Source organism: Wolbachia endosymbiont of Menacanthus eurysternus, from assembly GCA_029715105.1.
In the GTDB taxonomy this organism is placed as follows: Bacteria; Pseudomonadota; Alphaproteobacteria; order Rickettsiales; family Anaplasmataceae; genus Wolbachia.
On sequence record CP085695.1, the window covers coordinates 41,983 to 58,575 of the forward strand.

The window sequence follows — 16,593 nt, forward strand, 5'->3', positions numbered from 1 at the left end:
TTTTTATTTTGAAAAGAGATGTTTGATATCATTCAAAATTGCAATTACCATTAATAAAAGTAATATCGCAGCTCCAAGAGTAGCTGAGTATTTATAATATTTTGGACTTAGATCTCTACGTATAATTGATTCTATAATATAATTAAATAAGTGTCCACCATCAAGTAATGGGATTGGTAGTAAGTTAACCGCGGCTAGAGTAGATGAAAGGATAGCCACAAAGTATAGGACCATATTAAATCCCTTTTTAAATGATTGTCCTGAGTATTTTGCAATTTTTACTGGTCCACCTATTTCATTTATACTTCTTTTACCAATAAGAATTTGAAAGAGAGCTTTTATTGTTAAATACATGGTGTGGTAAGTTTCATTTAATGATAAATTTACAGCTCCTAGGAAAGATGACTGGTCTAATCCTGACATATTAATTGAGGTGATTCCTAAAACTCTTCCCATTGTAATATTAGAATTAGAAGTGTCTTTAATTATTGATGGAGTTAGTACAACTCTATACTCTTTGTTGTTTCGATTATATTTAATTTCTACTTTTTTTTCGGGGTTTGATCTTATTACGCGTGAAATATCTTCAAAATATTTAATTTTGTACTCATTGATTTGAGTGATAATATCTCCTGGCATTAAACCAGCTTCTTCCGCAGCGCTACCATTAATTATATTTTCAATTATTGGTGGAGTATTATAATAGTAACCTGCTTTACTAAAAAATATTGTAAAAGCTACAATAGAGAGAGCAATATTTGCAAATGGTCCAGCAAAAACTATTGCTGCCTTTTTATATCGTGGTTTTGTGTGAAGTGAATATAATTTTTCTTGCTCGGTTAATTTTTGTTGACTTGCTGTCATACTAGTTATGTTACTATCTCCAAACATTTTAACATAACCACCGAGCGGGATAGTACTTAGTTTCCATTTAGTTCCAGATTTATCATAAAAAACAAAAATTTCGGGGCCAAATCCTATAGAAAAAGACTCAATTTTAACTTTGCATGCTTTGGCGCTAATATAATGTCCGTATTCATGAACGAACACTACAATTGAGATGATTAAAGCAAATGAAAAAAGACTATATATTCCATCACTAAGTTGATGAATAAGATTAGAAATTAATTCCACCTCTATTTTAGAGATACTACAAATTATAAGTACAAGTGTATTAAAATATGCTTCACTTGACAAGTGTTTAATTTAACCTCTAAATTTAGAAAGGTTTAACAAAATTATATGAGAATATGAAAGACATTTCCTCATTAAGAAGGAAATTAGTGTATAGGAGTTGGCATAGAGGTTGTAGAGAAATGGATTTGTTTTTAGGGCACTTTGCTGTAAAATATCTTGATAGGTTTTCTTTAGATGAGTTAATTGAATATGAAAAAATAATTAATCTTGATGATTATGAATTATATTGTTATATATTTTTCAGAGTGGATCTTCCTTTCAATTTAGATATTAAAATGATGGGTTTGATTATTAATTTTATTAAAAATTTGCATATTTAACGCTTATTACTTTATTGATATAGAATTCGTAAATTCTATATTGATTTTCTTTTCATTTTTGAAGGTTTTCTTTTTAAGTTTTGTTTTATTGAGAAAAATATTATTATGATAATGTTCTTCTCTTTTAATTTAGATTTTTGTTACCAAATTATGTAGATAAATATAGAATAACGATATTATCGCCTTAAAAGTTTAAATTTTTATTTTATCCATTTAAAAATGGACTTTTTAAGCATAATAATTTTAAAATGTATTTAAAATATTTTTATGAAAAATTTCTGCGGTGTAGGAAATTTTTTGTTATCAATCTTAATTGGAAAGAACTAAAATTTTTAATTTTAACTTTTTATTTATAGGTAATATGATAATGCTCAAAAATGTTTAAAAATTTTGATTATAATCAGTATCTTTTTTGTGAAGGTTTTTTGTATATTCTATAATATATATTGTAATGAATAGATATTATAATAAGAAATTTATTGCATTTTATTTTATTAGATAAAACATCTAGTTGTTTTATTTAGCGGATAATATTATATTGTACTTTTCAATTTTTAATACTTCAGCTTCTATTTTTTCTGATATAGAAAACTTTTTATTTTCTGGTAGATGTTCTTGGGTTATTAAGAGAGTTACGTTATTTTCTACTTCGACAATCAGTCCATTATCTTCTTTTTTACTTACGGTAACATATCTTTTATCTCCTATTTTAAGTTTTTTTATTAACTCTATAAGAGGATCGTATTCTATTTGCTTTATACCAAGGTAAATTCTTGCTCGGTTTACGTTAACTTTTATTACTTTTGCTTTTATTATATTACCTATATTATATTTCTTTAGTACCTCATCATCTGAAACGGTTTTGGACCAACTTAAGTCTTGTATATTGATTGTTCCTTCAATGTTTTTGTCTATTTCGTCATCATTAAAAGTAACAGAAATATATGAACCAGTGTTATTTTTAATTATGCAAGAAATAATAGAACCAGGAGGATATTTATTAACAAATATTTGCCAAGGATTATCTGTGCATCTTTTTATACTCAAACTCATTCTATTTTTAGAAGAATCAATGCTAAGGATTTTTACAAGTACTTCTTGCCCTCTAACTACAAAGTTATTAACAGGTAGGCTATTCCTAATCCATGTTATTTCTGATGAGTGAACTAAACCCTCGACTCCTGGTTGAAGTTCAACAAATAGTCCATAATCTTCTATACTTGTTATATGTCCTTTGTGGAGACTATCAATTGGATATTTTAATTCTATGTTTTGCCAAGGATTATCTTCTAATTGTTTTATACCTAAAGAAACTTTCGCATTTTCCTTGTCTATTTTTATGATTTTGACTTTAATAATTTGACCACAAACGAAGACTGCAGATGGGTGACTTACTCTACTCCAAGAGATATCTGTAATATGTAGTAATCCATCTATAATTCCTACTTCATTAGATTCATGAATACCAACAAATACACCATAATGAGTAATACTTTTTATTTTCCCCTCTATGACATCGCCCTCGTTTAAAGATTCTAGAAATTTATTTTTCTCATTAGCGTGCAATTTTTCTAATACGAGTTTTCTTGATACTACAATATTGCCTTGTTTTTTATCCATTTTAAGTATGATAAAGTTTTGCTTAGTCTCAATAAGATGTCTGACATCTTTTAACTGCTTTATATCAATGTGACTAAGTGGTAGAAAAGCATTTATTCCGTCTCCTAGATCAACAATAAAGCCACATTTGATTGAGCGTTTAATAATTCCACTGATCTCAGTTTTTGTGACTGCATTTTTTTCTAGTTCATGCCATTTTTCATCTCTAATTGCTTTTTCACGGCTAAGAATCACATTACCATGATAATCTTCAATTTTTTCCACATAAACTCTAATTCTAGAACCGATAAAAATTTTATCATTATGATTAAGTTCTTTAATTGGAATTTTTCCGTCAGATTTCAAGCCAACATCAATTACAATATCATTGGGATTTATTCGTATGACCACACCTTCTACTATATCTCCTTCATTAATATTACTAATAAAGGAATTTTCAAGTATGAGATCGTTATTTTGTTTTTCAAACTTGTCTTGATGTATATTTTCTACGAATCTATTTGATGATAATTTTTTTATGCTAATCAATTTGCTATTGTTCATATAACAAGCTCTTTTTAATTTTATTGGACCCGTTGTCTGAAAATAATATATATTAAATGCCAATACAACAAGTAATTTTATTAACTTATATTATGGGATTTAGTATTATACTATATAAGCGATTATATTTATGTTTTTATGTAAAGTAGTTTATTTGCGATTTAATTTATTTAAAGTTTTATAAGTTTTAGAGAAGTTTTAAAGTAAGAGTTATTATTGTGAATTTAGAGCGTTTAGTGTGTAGGATATACAAAAGGTAAATATAATAGAAATTATTGAAAATAGGAAAAACATAAACATTTTATTTTATGTTATTAAGTAATTGACAATTTAATTTTTAGTTTTTGTATTTTGGTTAAAGATGATGATATAAGTCATGTAGAAATTAAAAATAATGTGTTTTTGAGTAAACTTACTTTAATATCAAAATTTAAATGAGAGGGAGTTTTCTAAAATTCTAACTTTTAATTGTTAAATAATGAAGTCCAATTTTTAAAAACTTTCAGGAAACTATACAGAAGTTATGAATGTGCCCGGTAGGATTCGAACCTACGACTCACAGCTTAGAAGGCTATTGCTCTATCCAGCTGAGCTACGGGCACTATTTTATATATAACATAAAATGCTTTTTAATTAATTTGAAGTCAAGATTAAATTTCGTTTTTATGAAATTTAAGTACAATTTATATTGTATTGTTGTAATAATTGATAAATATAATATGGGTCTCTAAAATAAGAAAGTTTTATTTTAAAATAAAATGGCAAATGAGTGTGTTAAAATTGCATCTTCTATAATTTCTGCAGATTTTTCAAAACTAGGAGAGGAGATAAGTAAGATTAGTAATTTAGATATAGATTATATACATATAGATGTTATGGATGGGAACTTTGTACCAAATATTACAATTGGTCCTGATGTTATTTCTGCAATACGCAGGTATAGTAGTCTTCCTTTTGATGTACATTTAATGACTAGGTCACCTAGTAGTTATATAGAAAATATTATAAATTCTGGTGCTGACATCATTACAGTACATGCGGAAGCAGAAGTACATATTGATAGATTAGTTAAAAAAATAAAGTCATGTAGAAATGTGAATGATGTAAAAAAAACTATTCAGGTTGGAATTTCAATTGTCCCTTCAACTCCTCCAAGTGTTCTTGAGTATATAATACACGAATTAGATATCGTATTAATTATGACGGTTAATCCTGGATTTAGTGGACAGAAATTTATTCATTCGCAATTACATAAGATATCTTTTATAAGAAAGATGATAGAAGATCGCAATCTTAAGACGCAAATTTCAGTAGATGGGGGAATAAATATTCTAAATGCAGCTGATATAGTAAAAGCTGGTGCAAATATTTTGGTTGCTGGATCAGCAATATTTAGAACTGGAAATATAAGTAAAGCTATAAGCGATTTAAAGTTAGCAGCCATGAATGGAGGGTAGTCATTTTAATTGAGAAAAAACTTCTAACAAAGGTGTTACAACATGTCTTACTATGCCCTAATTATAGAGACACCTTGTGTGCGCGTGTATGACTAACTATGTCTTGTTAGAATTCCTTCATAACTTCATGTTGAGATTCAGCTTTAAGATTATAATAAACTCTAAATGTAAGCTTTAAATAAAGGCTTTCAATAAAACCTGGAAGATGAATCATTACCACTGAACTGTGATTTATTATTTCTATTATTGAAATTAGAACGAGTGGAACGTGGTCTTTTACGATTTCTATTAAGTTTTCTATTGTATGAATTATGATGATTTTTATCGTTTAGACCATCTTTTTTTTTCTCATTATAGAGCTCGCCCTCAAAAAATTCTCCTGTCTTTTGATCAATCCTACGTCTTGATAGTTTTAAACATCCGCCTTTTTCAAAATCAATTATTAACGCTTTGAATATATCGCCTTGTTTAAGTACATCTTCAATAGATTCTATATGTTCATTGGCCACTTCACTTATATGCATTTTTCCTTTTCTACCATTAAGAAGTTGAAGTTCTACGATAGATTTATCTATTTTAATAACTTTAGCATCAACTATTGTACCTTGTTCTAATTCTGTTATTGAGTCAATTAATAAACTTTTTGCGTTTTCGGCTTCAGAGCTATTTATAGCAAATATAGAAACTTTACCATTATCCTCTATTTCAATTTTAGCATTGCTTTTTTCACATATACCACGTATATTTTTTCCTTTAGCACCAATAGCTGCGGGAATCTTATCCTTATCTATATAAAACGATATTATTCTTGGTGCATGACTTTTTATATCATTGCTATGTTCTGAGATTACCGCGTTCATCTTTTCTAAAATATGCAATCTTCCTACTTTTGCTTGTTTTAAAGATTTTTCAATAATTTCAAGGTTTATATCGGAAATTTTTACATCCATTTGTAATGCTGTAATTCCCTTACTAGTTCCAGCTACTTTAAAATCCATATCTCCAAGATAATCTTCATCTCCTATAATATCAGAAAGTATTGCGTATTCGTTTTTATCTTCTCTAATTAGTCCCATAGCAATTCCAGCAACAGGAGCTTTTATTGGTACACCCGTATCCATCAAGGCGAGTGAAGTACCGCAAACAGTGGCCATAGAAGAAGATCCGTCTGACTCCATAATTTCAGATACTACTCTTATTGTATAAGGGAATTCTGATTTATTAGGTAATACAGGATGAATTGCTTTCCAAGCAAGTCTGCCATGACCTATTTCTCTTCTTCCTGGTGCGCGTATAGCAGAAGTTTCTCCAATAGCAAATGATGGGAAATTATAATGCAACATAAAATGTTCACGTCTGTCACCTTCGATATCATCTACAATTTGTTCGTCTTGTGTAGCACCGAGAGCGGTAACAACCAGTGCCTGGGTATCGCCTCTCGTAAATAGGGCAGAACCGTGAGTTCTGGATAAAATATCTATTTCGATTTCTATTTGACGTATCTCATCATATTTACGACCATCTATCCTTATGCCTTTCTTTTTTATTATTTTGCGTAGCAGAGATCTTTCAAAACTTTTTATCGCATAAGCAATGAGCTTTTCATCTTTTCCGGATTCTTTGAAGGAATGTAATATATTACATCTAATCTTTTCTAAGGTTTGAACTCTTTGTTGTTTTATTGTTTGTAGGTATGCGTTTTCAAATTCTTTACTATATTTAGTAAGACTTCGAATCGTATCTGACTCATTAACACGAATAAATTCTTCAGATTTTTTACCTACTGTATCTGCAAATTCTTTTATAAGTTTAATAACTGGCTGGAGGTGTTCATGTCCAAATTTTATTGCATTTAGAATATCCTCTTCAGAGAGTTCTTTTGCTTCTGATTCAATCATTAAAATTGAATGCTCGCTACCAGATAAAAATAAGTCTAAGCTACTTGTTTTTATTTCTTGAACTGAAGGATTGAGTATATACTTACCGTTCTTATCGTAACAGACGTAAGCTCCAGCTATAGTATGGCAAAGGGGGATACTAGAGATTGCAAGCGCCGCAACAGCACCAGCTAATGCCGGTACTTCAGGAGGATTGATGGCATCATAAGTTAATAAGTTACATACTATACTAATTTCATTATAAAAATCCTCTGGAAAAAGAGGTCTTATGCTTCTATCTATTATTCTAGAAATTAAAGTTTCTCTATCAGATGGTTTACCTTCTCTTTTAAAAAAGCCACCAGGGATCTTACCCATTGCATAACTTTTTGCAATAAATTGCACATTTAATGGAAGGAAGTCAGAATTTTCTTCTTTTTTTCTATGTGTAACAGTTACTAAAATAGAAGTATCTCCGTAGTTTACAACTACTGAACTGTTAGCTTGACGCGCTATTTTCCCAGTTTCTAAAGATAAGGTACGACCACTCCAATCTATAGATTTTCTTATAATTTTAAACATACAAAATTCTCCGATTTATTTATTTTTATTTCCTAATGCCTAATTTTTCTATTAATTTTTGATAAACCTCGTTACCAAACTTATGTTTTATATAATTTAAATGCTTGCGTCTTCTACCTATCAATATAAGTAAACCTCGCTTAGAATTATGATCATTTTTATGTATTTTGAAATGTTCTGTTAAGTTAATAATTCTCCAAGTTAAAATAGCACACTGTACAAAGGATGAACCTGTATCATTTTCTTTAATTCTATACATGTTTATTAAATTTCTTTTTTTTTCTAAAGTTATTGACATTTAAACCTCAATCAACAATTGATAAAGACATTAAAGAACAAGTGTTTTATTTAATGTTGTGTATAAACTATTGTAATTATGTAATTGCAAGCAAAATCCGCTAAATTAAACTATAAAAATATAAATATAGAAACCAATCAATATCATAATTCTTTGAACTGTACAAGCTATATTTATATAATTTCTAATCCTTTCTAATTTTGGTAGGTTGTTATGGTGTGTTGCCTAGTGACAATAATAAGTGAATTTATGTAGAATTTAGTTTAAGTTGTTAGTTATTTAAGGAGATAACAGAGCTGGAAAGTTATTTTTATTTATTTTTTAAATTTATTTAAATATTAAAAATTTAATTTAAATTTCATTTATTGCTTTTATTTTATTGCTATAAAATGTATTGCTATAAATTTTTAGTTAAAACTAAAACTATTTTAGTTTAGCATGGCACTGTATCCCTTGTGTATATTGTAATATATTGATTCTCAATGTTGATATTAAAATGAAAATTTAGATTTTAAAAATCTGGTGTTATGTTTATAATTTAGGGATTTTAATTTTTGTTAGTCCATTTTTGCAGTCAATCATTTCAGCACTTGGAAAGTGTTTTTTAAACCAAGAGTATTGGCGTTTTGCGTAATGCCTTGTATTCGCTTGAGCAATTTCTATTGCTTCATTTAAACTTAATTTACCGTTAAAATATTTTATAATTTCTGGTATTCCGTGTGCCTTCATAGCTGGTAAATGTTGATCTATATCCATACTGAACAGTTTTTTCACCTCATCAATTACTCCATTTTTAATCATTTTGATAAAACGGGAATTTATTTTTTGATATACGTTTTCACGTTCAGGTAGAATTATATATATTTTAAAATTTTTGAGTAAAGGGGGTTGTTTATATTTTTGCCATGTATAAATAGATTTACCTGTTTCAAGAATAACTTCAAGTGCTCTTGATAATCGATATGAGTCGTTCATAAATATTTTACCTCGAATTTTTGGGTCTTTGTTCAGTACTAGCTTATATAGTTCCTCTTTATTTAGTTTTTTTTTAAGTTCGTTTACATTTTTTTTTATTTCTTGACTTATTTGTGGAATTTCCGATAAACCGTTAATTAAGCTGCTTATATAAAGTCCACTTCCTCCAGTTATAATGGGTATTCGTGAATTTTTTAGTGTATTATTTATTTCTCCTTTTAAATCTTTTAGCCATAAACCTACGGAGTAATTTTTTACTACTGAAACATAACCATATAGTTTATGAATTTTTTTTTGTTTTGATGGTTGCGAAGTGATTATTGGGATTTCTTTATATATTTGCTTTGAATCACAGTTTATTATATCTATATTCTCATATTTTTTTATTAAGTTATCGCATAATTTCGATTTACCCGAAGCTGTAATTCCTGTAATGATAATCACTTTTGTTGTATCGATTTGTAAGCTTGTATATAAACTGTAGTTATTGCATGATAATTTATTATAATATATATTCTTGAAAAGGACAAGTTTTATGAAAAACAGTAATGGTGGTGATTCATTTGTTAGGCGTTTTGCAAACACGAGTAAGGTTGTTGCTGGTGTAGGAAATTTTTCAAGTAGATATTCATTTAAAAATACTAAAAATAGGGGATGTATATTAGAAAAACTGGAGAAAGTAGTAAGAAGAAAAAGAAAAACTGAATTTAGAGATAATGTAAAAAGCAGTAGCAAGGTTGTTAACAAGAAGTCTTTTGTTAATTCAACAAAAAGAAGTAGATCAGACCTCGTATATTTAGTTCGCGGTAAAGACTGCGGGAAGGATGCATGGCATTATGTGTTAATTGATAAAAATAAGAAAGAGATGTTTCTTGCAAAAAGTAGGACAGGTTCTATGGACGTTACAGATTATGGAGAAGTTATATGTTCAGGATGGGGAAAAGATCCACCACAAGAAGTAATTGATAAAATCAATGAAGAGTTTGGATTGTAATAATATTAAAGAGACTCAAAATCTGTTTTATTTGCATTGAAATTAAAACTTTAGTTTTTGTATAAAAGCTTTTGTTTTATTTGGGTCTCATTTTGATTGAGAGTTTTGATTTTGCATGAGAAATGGAATTATTTAAGTGTTATGTGGGTGTTATTCTTTTACCAGAGAGTAAAGTTTAGTTGTTTATGTAATTTTGCTAGAGAGCTTTGCTTTTCTATTTAAAGATCAGAGATTTTAAGAGATGAAAGATAGTTTTGTTAATCAAAATAACGAGTATCAATACGTTAATACTAATTTGGTATGTCTTGGAGTTATTGCTTCTCCACATGGGATTAATGGGGCTGTTAAGATAAAAACTTTTACTGAAAAGCCGAAGAATATTTCTTTATACGGTGAGCTGATTAGTGATGATAATAGGAATTATAAAATAGATTCAGTATTTGTTTTAAGTGATAGTTTAGTGATAGCTACGATAGGAGGAGTAAATTCTCGTAATGGGGCAGAGCATTTAAGAAATAAGAAATTATATGTAGAAAGAAGTAAGTTACCAAAACTAAATAAAAATGAATTTTATGAGAGAGATCTTGTTAATATGGAAGTAAGATTAGGGAATGACAAGCTATATGGTTATGTAAAATCTGTATACAATTTTGGATCAGGAGATGTATTGGAGATTTTTGTTAACGGTGAAAAAAAAAATGTTATGTTTTCTTTCACTAAGGAGATATTTCCGCGTATAAACATGAAGAGGAAGTATATAACGCTTAATATTCCAGAGTTTATTGGTTAATTTTAAGTTAAATAAAGGTTTTGATATTTCTTGTAAAGAAGTATTATATACTCGATAAGTAAGTAAAAAAAACAGAAGGAAGGGGTTATTGTGCTAGAAAAAGCTAACGACATTAGATCTGGTCAAATATTAGAATATAATGGAGGTTTGTTTTTGATAATAAGCGTTATGCACACTAAGCCTGGTAAGGGTGGTGCATATATACAGGTAGAAATGAAGAATATTAAAACTGGAGTAAAGTATTATGAGAGATTTCGTTCTGATGTGACAGTTAAAAGAGCAATCTTAGATGAACAGGAGTATATTTATCTTTTTTCTGAAGGAGATATTGCAAATCTTATGCATCCAAATAATTATGAGCATATTATTATAGGTTTAGATTTATTAGGAGAGAAAAGAATTTATTTAAAAAATAATATGAGGATTAGAGTAATAATTTATCAGGGTAAAATAATTTCTGCACGTGTTCCTGATTATGTTACATTAACTGTAAAAGGAACAGACTCTGTTATTAAAGGGCAAACTGTTATTTCTTCTTATAAGCCAGCTATTTTAGAAAATGGAATGCGTATTAATGTGCCTCAATTTATAGAAGAAGAGAATGAAATTATAGTATATACTGTGGATGATAGTTACTATGGAAGGGTAAAAAATAGGGGGTAGGGTTGTCTATTTTATCGCCACGGATCGATGTAATGCTTTATTCTGTACGTAGTGCTTCAAAGCAGCTTATGCGTGATTTCAATGAACTGCAAATTTCTAGTATTAGATCATCAGATTTTATTAATAAAACTTATTTAAGATGCAAACAAACTATATATAATTGTTTATATAATTATAAACAGGATTATAGTTTTGTTTTTGAAGATAATATTAATGATCAGGAAATAAGAGATGATGTTTACACTTGGTTTGTTATACCTATAGAGGGTAGAGAGAATTTTTCCAGTTGTATGGTTTATTTTGCGGTATCAGTTTGTTTAATCTATAAAAATAAGGTTGTAGCTGCTGTAATTGATGCTCCTGCTTTGAGAGAGACTTTTTGGGCAGAAGAAAAAAGGGGAGCTTTTCTTGAGGATTTTAGATCTCGTTATATAAAAATGAGAGTGAAAAATCATAAAGGATGTTTAATAGATGCAAGTAATAATTTATTGAATAAATTACTATCTAATAATAAAAATGTACGTTCTATAGGTTCAATAATTTTGGGTTTTGCATATTTTGCTGCAGGAAGATATAGTGGAATAGTTTATTCCGGGGTTAGTAGGTATAAAACTTTGCTTGGTAGACTTTTTTTGCAAGAAAGTAGCGGAAGATTGATAGAGGATAACGGGTTGATTATTTCTGGAGATATTAAAATTAATATAAATAAAGAAGTTATAAATTAAGTTTTTTAAAAATAGAGTTTTTTTAAGTTGTTTCTTATTATAGGAATTGAATTTTGAAATATTTTAGAGTTTTTTGGATTATTTAAGCTATAAGCGTGATACTAGAGAATTTAGTTTGTAGAAATAATTTATTTAGATAAGATGTTTTGAATTTTAATTTTGATTGAGTGGATAATGATAGTGCTATAAACTAGAAATAAGTTTGCCTATTTCAACTAAAAGTAAAATTTGATTGTCACTGCGGTTTAGTAAAATTGCAATTTGGAGAAAATTTATTCATTAAATTGATAGAGTGCAGTAAGTTTTTATATGTGAGTAAAATGTTTGTTTTGATAAAATGTTAAAGTAACGAAATTGATTTCAATAAAAGAAATAGAAATATGTTAGTATATTATAAATGTATAAAATGTTTATCTGGTATAAAATTTTTTATTTTATTAGTAATTTGCTGTGTAAGATTTGCTCTATTTAAAAATTATGTATGGTGGTAAATTATTTTACCATTTGAAGGGATGAGTATAAAATTTTTACTTTTAAAGTTATTCAATAACCTGTTGTTTTCTCAGGAAATGTATATTTGAAATAGCTATTATTTTATTAGTATTTGTATACTAGTAGATTTTGCGAAATAGATTTATAAAATTTTACATGTTAATTATTATAATATATAATCTATGTAATCAGCATTGTAATATGTAATCAAGTATTGTGTAAACGAGGAGGAGTCTATAGAATTTCTATTAAAACTTTTGATAATTGATGAATAAAATAAAGTAATTTATATCATAAAATGAAATAGTGGATAATGAAGACATTTGTAAAATGTGTTGCTCTTTAATATAATAAGAATATTAAGAGAAGATTTGAATGTCATATTGTGTCATCATATTATATTAAATAATATTTTTGTTATACTCCAAAAGTTGGAAACAAAAACTTTGTTTAGTGAGATAGGTGTGTGGTAAAACGGGGTGTGTTAACAAAAATTTGACGCGGATATGCAAATCTATGGTAGACCAAAAATTGGCAAAATCCATAATTTTGTTGACTTCTTTTGTCACCGAATAATGATTTATTCTTTGATAAAGTTATGTTATAATCTGTTACATATATTTTGTAAAGATCTTTATTTATATTATATACAGGTTAGTTATATAGGAAATAGATAGCTAATGACCATCTCTATACAGGAACCTAATGAATTAAGAAAGCGTTTACAGGGGATTTATCGTGCAGATGAAAAGAGTTATGTGCGTTATCTTGTAGAAAAAACAGAACTTTCAATTGATTCAAAAAATAGAATTTATAATATTGCGAAACAAATTATTGAAAAGATTAAAGGTAATAAGTTAGACATTATAGATTCATTTATGCAACAATATTCGCTTTCTAATGATGAGGGAGTGGCGCTAATGTGTCTTGCTGAATCATTACTCAGGATACCGGATGATTATACAATAGATGAGTTGATTAAGGATAAGATTGTAAATCAAGAATGGAGTAAACACTTAGGATGCTCCTCTTCATTGTTTGTTAATGCTTCTACGTGGAGTTTAATGATAGGTAGTAGTATACTGAGGACTAGCGAAGAAGATTCAAAATTTTATTATGTTATTTCTAAGTTGATCAAGAATTTAGGAGAGCAAGTAATTCGTAGAGCTGTAAAACAGGCAATGTTAATGCTTGGTAAGCATTTTATTGTTGGAGAAAATATAGAGGAAGCATTAGAAAACGTAAAATCGGATGATGGATTTTTATATTCTTTCGATATGCTTGGTGAGGCTGCTTGTACATCTGAAGATGCAGAGGAATATTTTAATTCTTATATGCATTCGATAAAAATTATAGGTAGTAAGTTTATAGGTACGGGTGATTGTTTTAAATCAAATGGAATTTCAATAAAGTTATCTGCATTACATCCACGTTATGAATTCTGTCAGTTTAGTAACATAATTGAAGAATTAAAAAATAAGGTTTTAGAGCTTTGTCATGAGGCAAAAAAATATAATATTTCATTGTGCATAGACGCAGAGGAATCAGAGAGACTTGAGATGTCATTGATTTTGTTTGAACAATTACGCTTTGATAAATCGCTTTCTGATTGGGAGGGACTTGGTTTAGCTGTTCAGGCTTATCAGAAACGTGCTTTACTTGTTCTCGATTTTATTGAAGATATTGCTATTCGTTCAAATCATAAAATTATGGTAAGACTTGTTAAGGGAGCGTATTGGGATTCAGAAATTAAACATGCGCAGGAATTAGGATTAGATGGATATCCTGTGTTTACTAGAAAGAGCTACACAGATGTATGTTATCTTGCTTGTGCTCAGAAGCTTTTAAGCAAGGCAAGTCATTTTTATCCGTGTTTTGGGACTCATAACGCTTATACTTTTGCTACTATAATAGAACTTGCTGACAAAAATCATCCTGGATTTGAGTTTCAACGTTTGTATGGAATGGGTAAGGGTTTATATGATTATGTAATGTCGGAATTGGCAACAGGTGTAGATTGTCGCACATATGCACCTGTTGGTAAGCATAGTAATTTGTTGCCCTACCTTATTAGACGCCTTCTTGAAAATGGAGCTAATAGTTCGTTCATTCATAAAATGAATGATTTTAATGTTAAGATTGAAGAATTAGTTTTTGATCCGTTAGAAAAAGCTAAAAGTTTAAAATATGAATCTCATCCCAGCATTCCGTTACCACGAGATATCTTTGGAAAAGATAGGAAAAATTCTTTAGGAATGGATATCAGTGATTCAGTTGTAATTTCACAGTTTATGAACGATATAAAAGAATTTAGCAAAAAGAAATGGCAAATTGGACCAATAATTGATGGGGAGTCACTATTTAGTAACACTGAGTTTACTGAAGTAACTAACCCAGCATGTTTAGAAAACGTAATCGGAGAGGTATCTAGTACAACAGATGATCAGGCCTTAAATGCTCTTAAAATAGCACATAGTGCCTTTATAAAATGGCAAAATGTTTCAGCGGGAAAGCGCGCTGAATGTCTTGAAAGAGCTGCAGATTTGCTTGAAGAGAGGATGAAGAAGTTAATTTATATTTTGATTGTAGAGGCAGGGAAGATTTTACCTGATGCAATAGCAGAAGTAAGAGAGGCGGTAGATTTTTTACGTTATTATGCAATGATAGCAAAAAGTGAGTTGAATAGATGGAGAAAATTACCAGGCCCAACTGGCGAAGATAATTTTATTTTTTTTGAAGGTAGGGGGGTTTTTTTATGTATATCACCGTGGAATTTTCCACTTGCTATTTTTGTTGGACAGATTGCAGCTGCGCTTGTAGCTGGTAATTCGGTATTGGCAAAACCAGCAGAACAAACACCAATTGTTGCTTATAAGGTTATTGAGATATTGCACGAAGCAGGAATACCAAAAGATGTGCTACATTTTATTCCAGGAGATGGTTGTCGTTTAGGTAAAATATTAATATCAGATGATAGGGTTTCTGGTATAGTTTTTACTGGTTCAATACAAACTGCTATTCTAATTAATAGAATACTTGCTGATAGAAATGGTCCTATTATACCCTTTATTGCTGAAACTGGTGGGTTAAATGCTATGGTTGTAGATAGTTCTGCTCTTCTGGAGCAGGTAACAATAGATGTTTTAATTTCTGCGTTTCGTAGTGCTGGTCAGCGTTGTTCTGCACTTAGAGTATTGTTTATTCAAGAAGATATAGCTGAAAAACAGATAAAGATGATATGTAATGCAGCTCAGGAGTTGAGAGTTGGGGACCCGATACAGTTTAGCACCGATATTGGACCAATAATTGATAGGGCGTCTATTGATACTTTAAGTAAGTATACAGAGAAAATGTCTAGAGATAAAGATTCAAATCTTTTATTTAAAAAATTTATAAATATAAATTTTTGTAATGGTTATTTCTTTTCTCCATGCATTTATGAAATAAAAAGGATTTCGCAATTAAGACAAGAGATATTTGGTCCTGTTTTGCATATTATACGATTTAGTAAGTCACAATTGGATAAGGTTATAAGTGATATAAATAACACGGGATATGGTCTTACATTTTCTTTGCAAAGTCGTATAAGAAATCAGATTGATTTGATAAGTAAGAAGATATCAGTTGGGAATGTATATATTAATCGTAATCAAATAGGTGCAATAGTTGGTGTGCAGCCGTTTGGTGGTAGAGGATTATCTGGTACTGGGCCAAAAGCAGGAGGGCCTTATTATTTACATCGTTTTTCTACAGAAAAAGTTGTAAGTATAAATACTACAGCGTTTGGTGGTAATACTGGATTAATACATTTAGATTGATTACATGAGGTTTATTTTTTTTAATTAGAATTTTTGGTCAAGTTATGTTGATTGTGTTTGTAAGTTATTTAAAATTCTTTTAGTAAGACTTTTATTAAATTTGAGGTTAAGGTTATGTTAAATAAAATGATAAAAGTAGGTATGTCTCATGACATTAAGCTTTTGATTTTCTTTTTATTTTGATAAAACGTCTAATTGTATTAGAGTTTAAAGAGTTGAGGGAGTTTTTGTAATATGAGTGT

At 29.0% G+C, this 16,593-nt stretch carries 12 protein-coding genes and 1 tRNA gene; 7 read left to right on the top strand and 6 right to left on the bottom strand.

Going from position 1 to position 16,593, the window contains the following annotated elements; all coding sequences use genetic code 11:
* Nucleotides 1–3: 3 nt before the first annotated feature.
* Nucleotides 4–1,197, bottom strand: a complete 1,194-nt coding sequence (gene rseP, locus LJI21_00185) for an RIP metalloprotease RseP (protein ID WFW29737.1) — start codon at nucleotides 1,195–1,197, stop codon at nucleotides 4–6.
* Between the two features lie 53 nt (nucleotides 1,198–1,250).
* On the opposite strand from rseP, the gene LJI21_00190 reads away from it, so the two are divergent.
* Nucleotides 1,251–1,517 carry a succinate dehydrogenase assembly factor 2 gene (locus LJI21_00190; protein WFW29738.1) on the top strand — a complete coding sequence of 89 codons (267 nt, stop codon included), beginning with the start codon at nucleotides 1,251–1,253 and terminating at the stop codon, nucleotides 1,515–1,517.
* Between the two features lie 516 nt (nucleotides 1,518–2,033).
* Here LJI21_00190 and LJI21_00195 read toward each other — a convergent pair.
* A complete protein-coding gene (locus LJI21_00195) occupies nucleotides 2,034–3,680 on the bottom strand; it encodes a 30S ribosomal protein S1 (GenBank protein WFW29739.1) in 1,647 nt (548 codons plus the stop codon).
* A gap of 528 nt (nucleotides 3,681–4,208) precedes the next feature.
* Nucleotides 4,209–4,282, bottom strand: a tRNA-Arg gene (locus LJI21_00200).
* Nucleotides 4,283–4,438: 156 nt separating this feature from the next.
* Here LJI21_00200 and rpe point away from each other — a divergent pair.
* On the top strand, nucleotides 4,439–5,137 hold the full coding sequence (rpe, locus tag LJI21_00205) for a ribulose-phosphate 3-epimerase (protein WFW29740.1): 699 nt from the start codon (nucleotides 4,439–4,441) through the stop codon (nucleotides 5,135–5,137).
* Nucleotides 5,138–5,325: 188 nt separating this feature from the next.
* Here rpe and pnp read toward each other — a convergent pair whose 3' ends face one another.
* The 3 genes from pnp to miaA all read right to left on the bottom strand — a co-directional run bounded on the left by pnp (nucleotide 5,326) and on the right by miaA (nucleotide 9,313).
* A complete protein-coding gene (gene pnp, locus LJI21_00210; GenBank protein ID WFW29741.1) occupies nucleotides 5,326–7,596 on the bottom strand; it encodes a polyribonucleotide nucleotidyltransferase in 2,271 nt (756 codons plus the stop codon).
* A gap of 25 nt (nucleotides 7,597–7,621) precedes the next feature.
* Nucleotides 7,622–7,894, bottom strand: a complete 273-nt coding sequence (gene rpsO, locus LJI21_00215; protein WFW29742.1) for a 30S ribosomal protein S15 — start codon at nucleotides 7,892–7,894, stop codon at nucleotides 7,622–7,624.
* 531 nt (nucleotides 7,895–8,425) lie between these two features.
* Nucleotides 8,426–9,313 (bottom strand): tRNA (adenosine(37)-N6)-dimethylallyltransferase MiaA, encoded by an 888-nt coding sequence (gene miaA, locus LJI21_00220; protein WFW29743.1) that lies wholly within the window; start codon nucleotides 9,311–9,313, stop codon nucleotides 8,426–8,428.
* Nucleotides 9,314–9,404: 91 nt separating this feature from the next.
* Between miaA and LJI21_00225 the strand changes: the two genes are divergently transcribed.
* The 5 genes from LJI21_00225 to putA all read left to right on the top strand — a co-directional run bounded on the left by LJI21_00225 (nucleotide 9,405) and on the right by putA (nucleotide 16,351).
* Complete coding sequence (locus LJI21_00225; GenBank protein WFW29744.1) at nucleotides 9,405–9,863, top strand: hypothetical protein; 459 nt, start codon at nucleotides 9,405–9,407, stop codon at nucleotides 9,861–9,863.
* 241 nt (nucleotides 9,864–10,104) lie between these two features.
* Nucleotides 10,105–10,653, top strand: a complete 549-nt coding sequence (rimM, locus tag LJI21_00230; protein WFW29745.1) for a ribosome maturation factor RimM — start codon at nucleotides 10,105–10,107, stop codon at nucleotides 10,651–10,653.
* A 90-nt stretch (nucleotides 10,654–10,743) separates the two neighbouring features.
* Nucleotides 10,744–11,316 (top strand): elongation factor P, encoded by a 573-nt coding sequence (gene efp / locus LJI21_00235; protein WFW29746.1) that lies wholly within the window; start codon nucleotides 10,744–10,746, stop codon nucleotides 11,314–11,316.
* A 2-nt stretch (nucleotides 11,317–11,318) separates the two neighbouring features.
* The gene (locus LJI21_00240; protein ID WFW29747.1) at nucleotides 11,319–12,041 is read left to right on the top strand and encodes an inositol monophosphatase family protein; all 723 of its coding nucleotides are present in this window, start codon (nucleotides 11,319–11,321) and stop codon (nucleotides 12,039–12,041) included.
* Nucleotides 12,042–13,213: 1,172 nt separating this feature from the next.
* Complete coding sequence (gene putA / locus LJI21_00245) at nucleotides 13,214–16,351, top strand: bifunctional proline dehydrogenase/L-glutamate gamma-semialdehyde dehydrogenase PutA (GenBank protein WFW29748.1); 3,138 nt, start codon at nucleotides 13,214–13,216, stop codon at nucleotides 16,349–16,351.
* Nucleotides 16,352–16,593 lie beyond the last annotated feature (242 nt).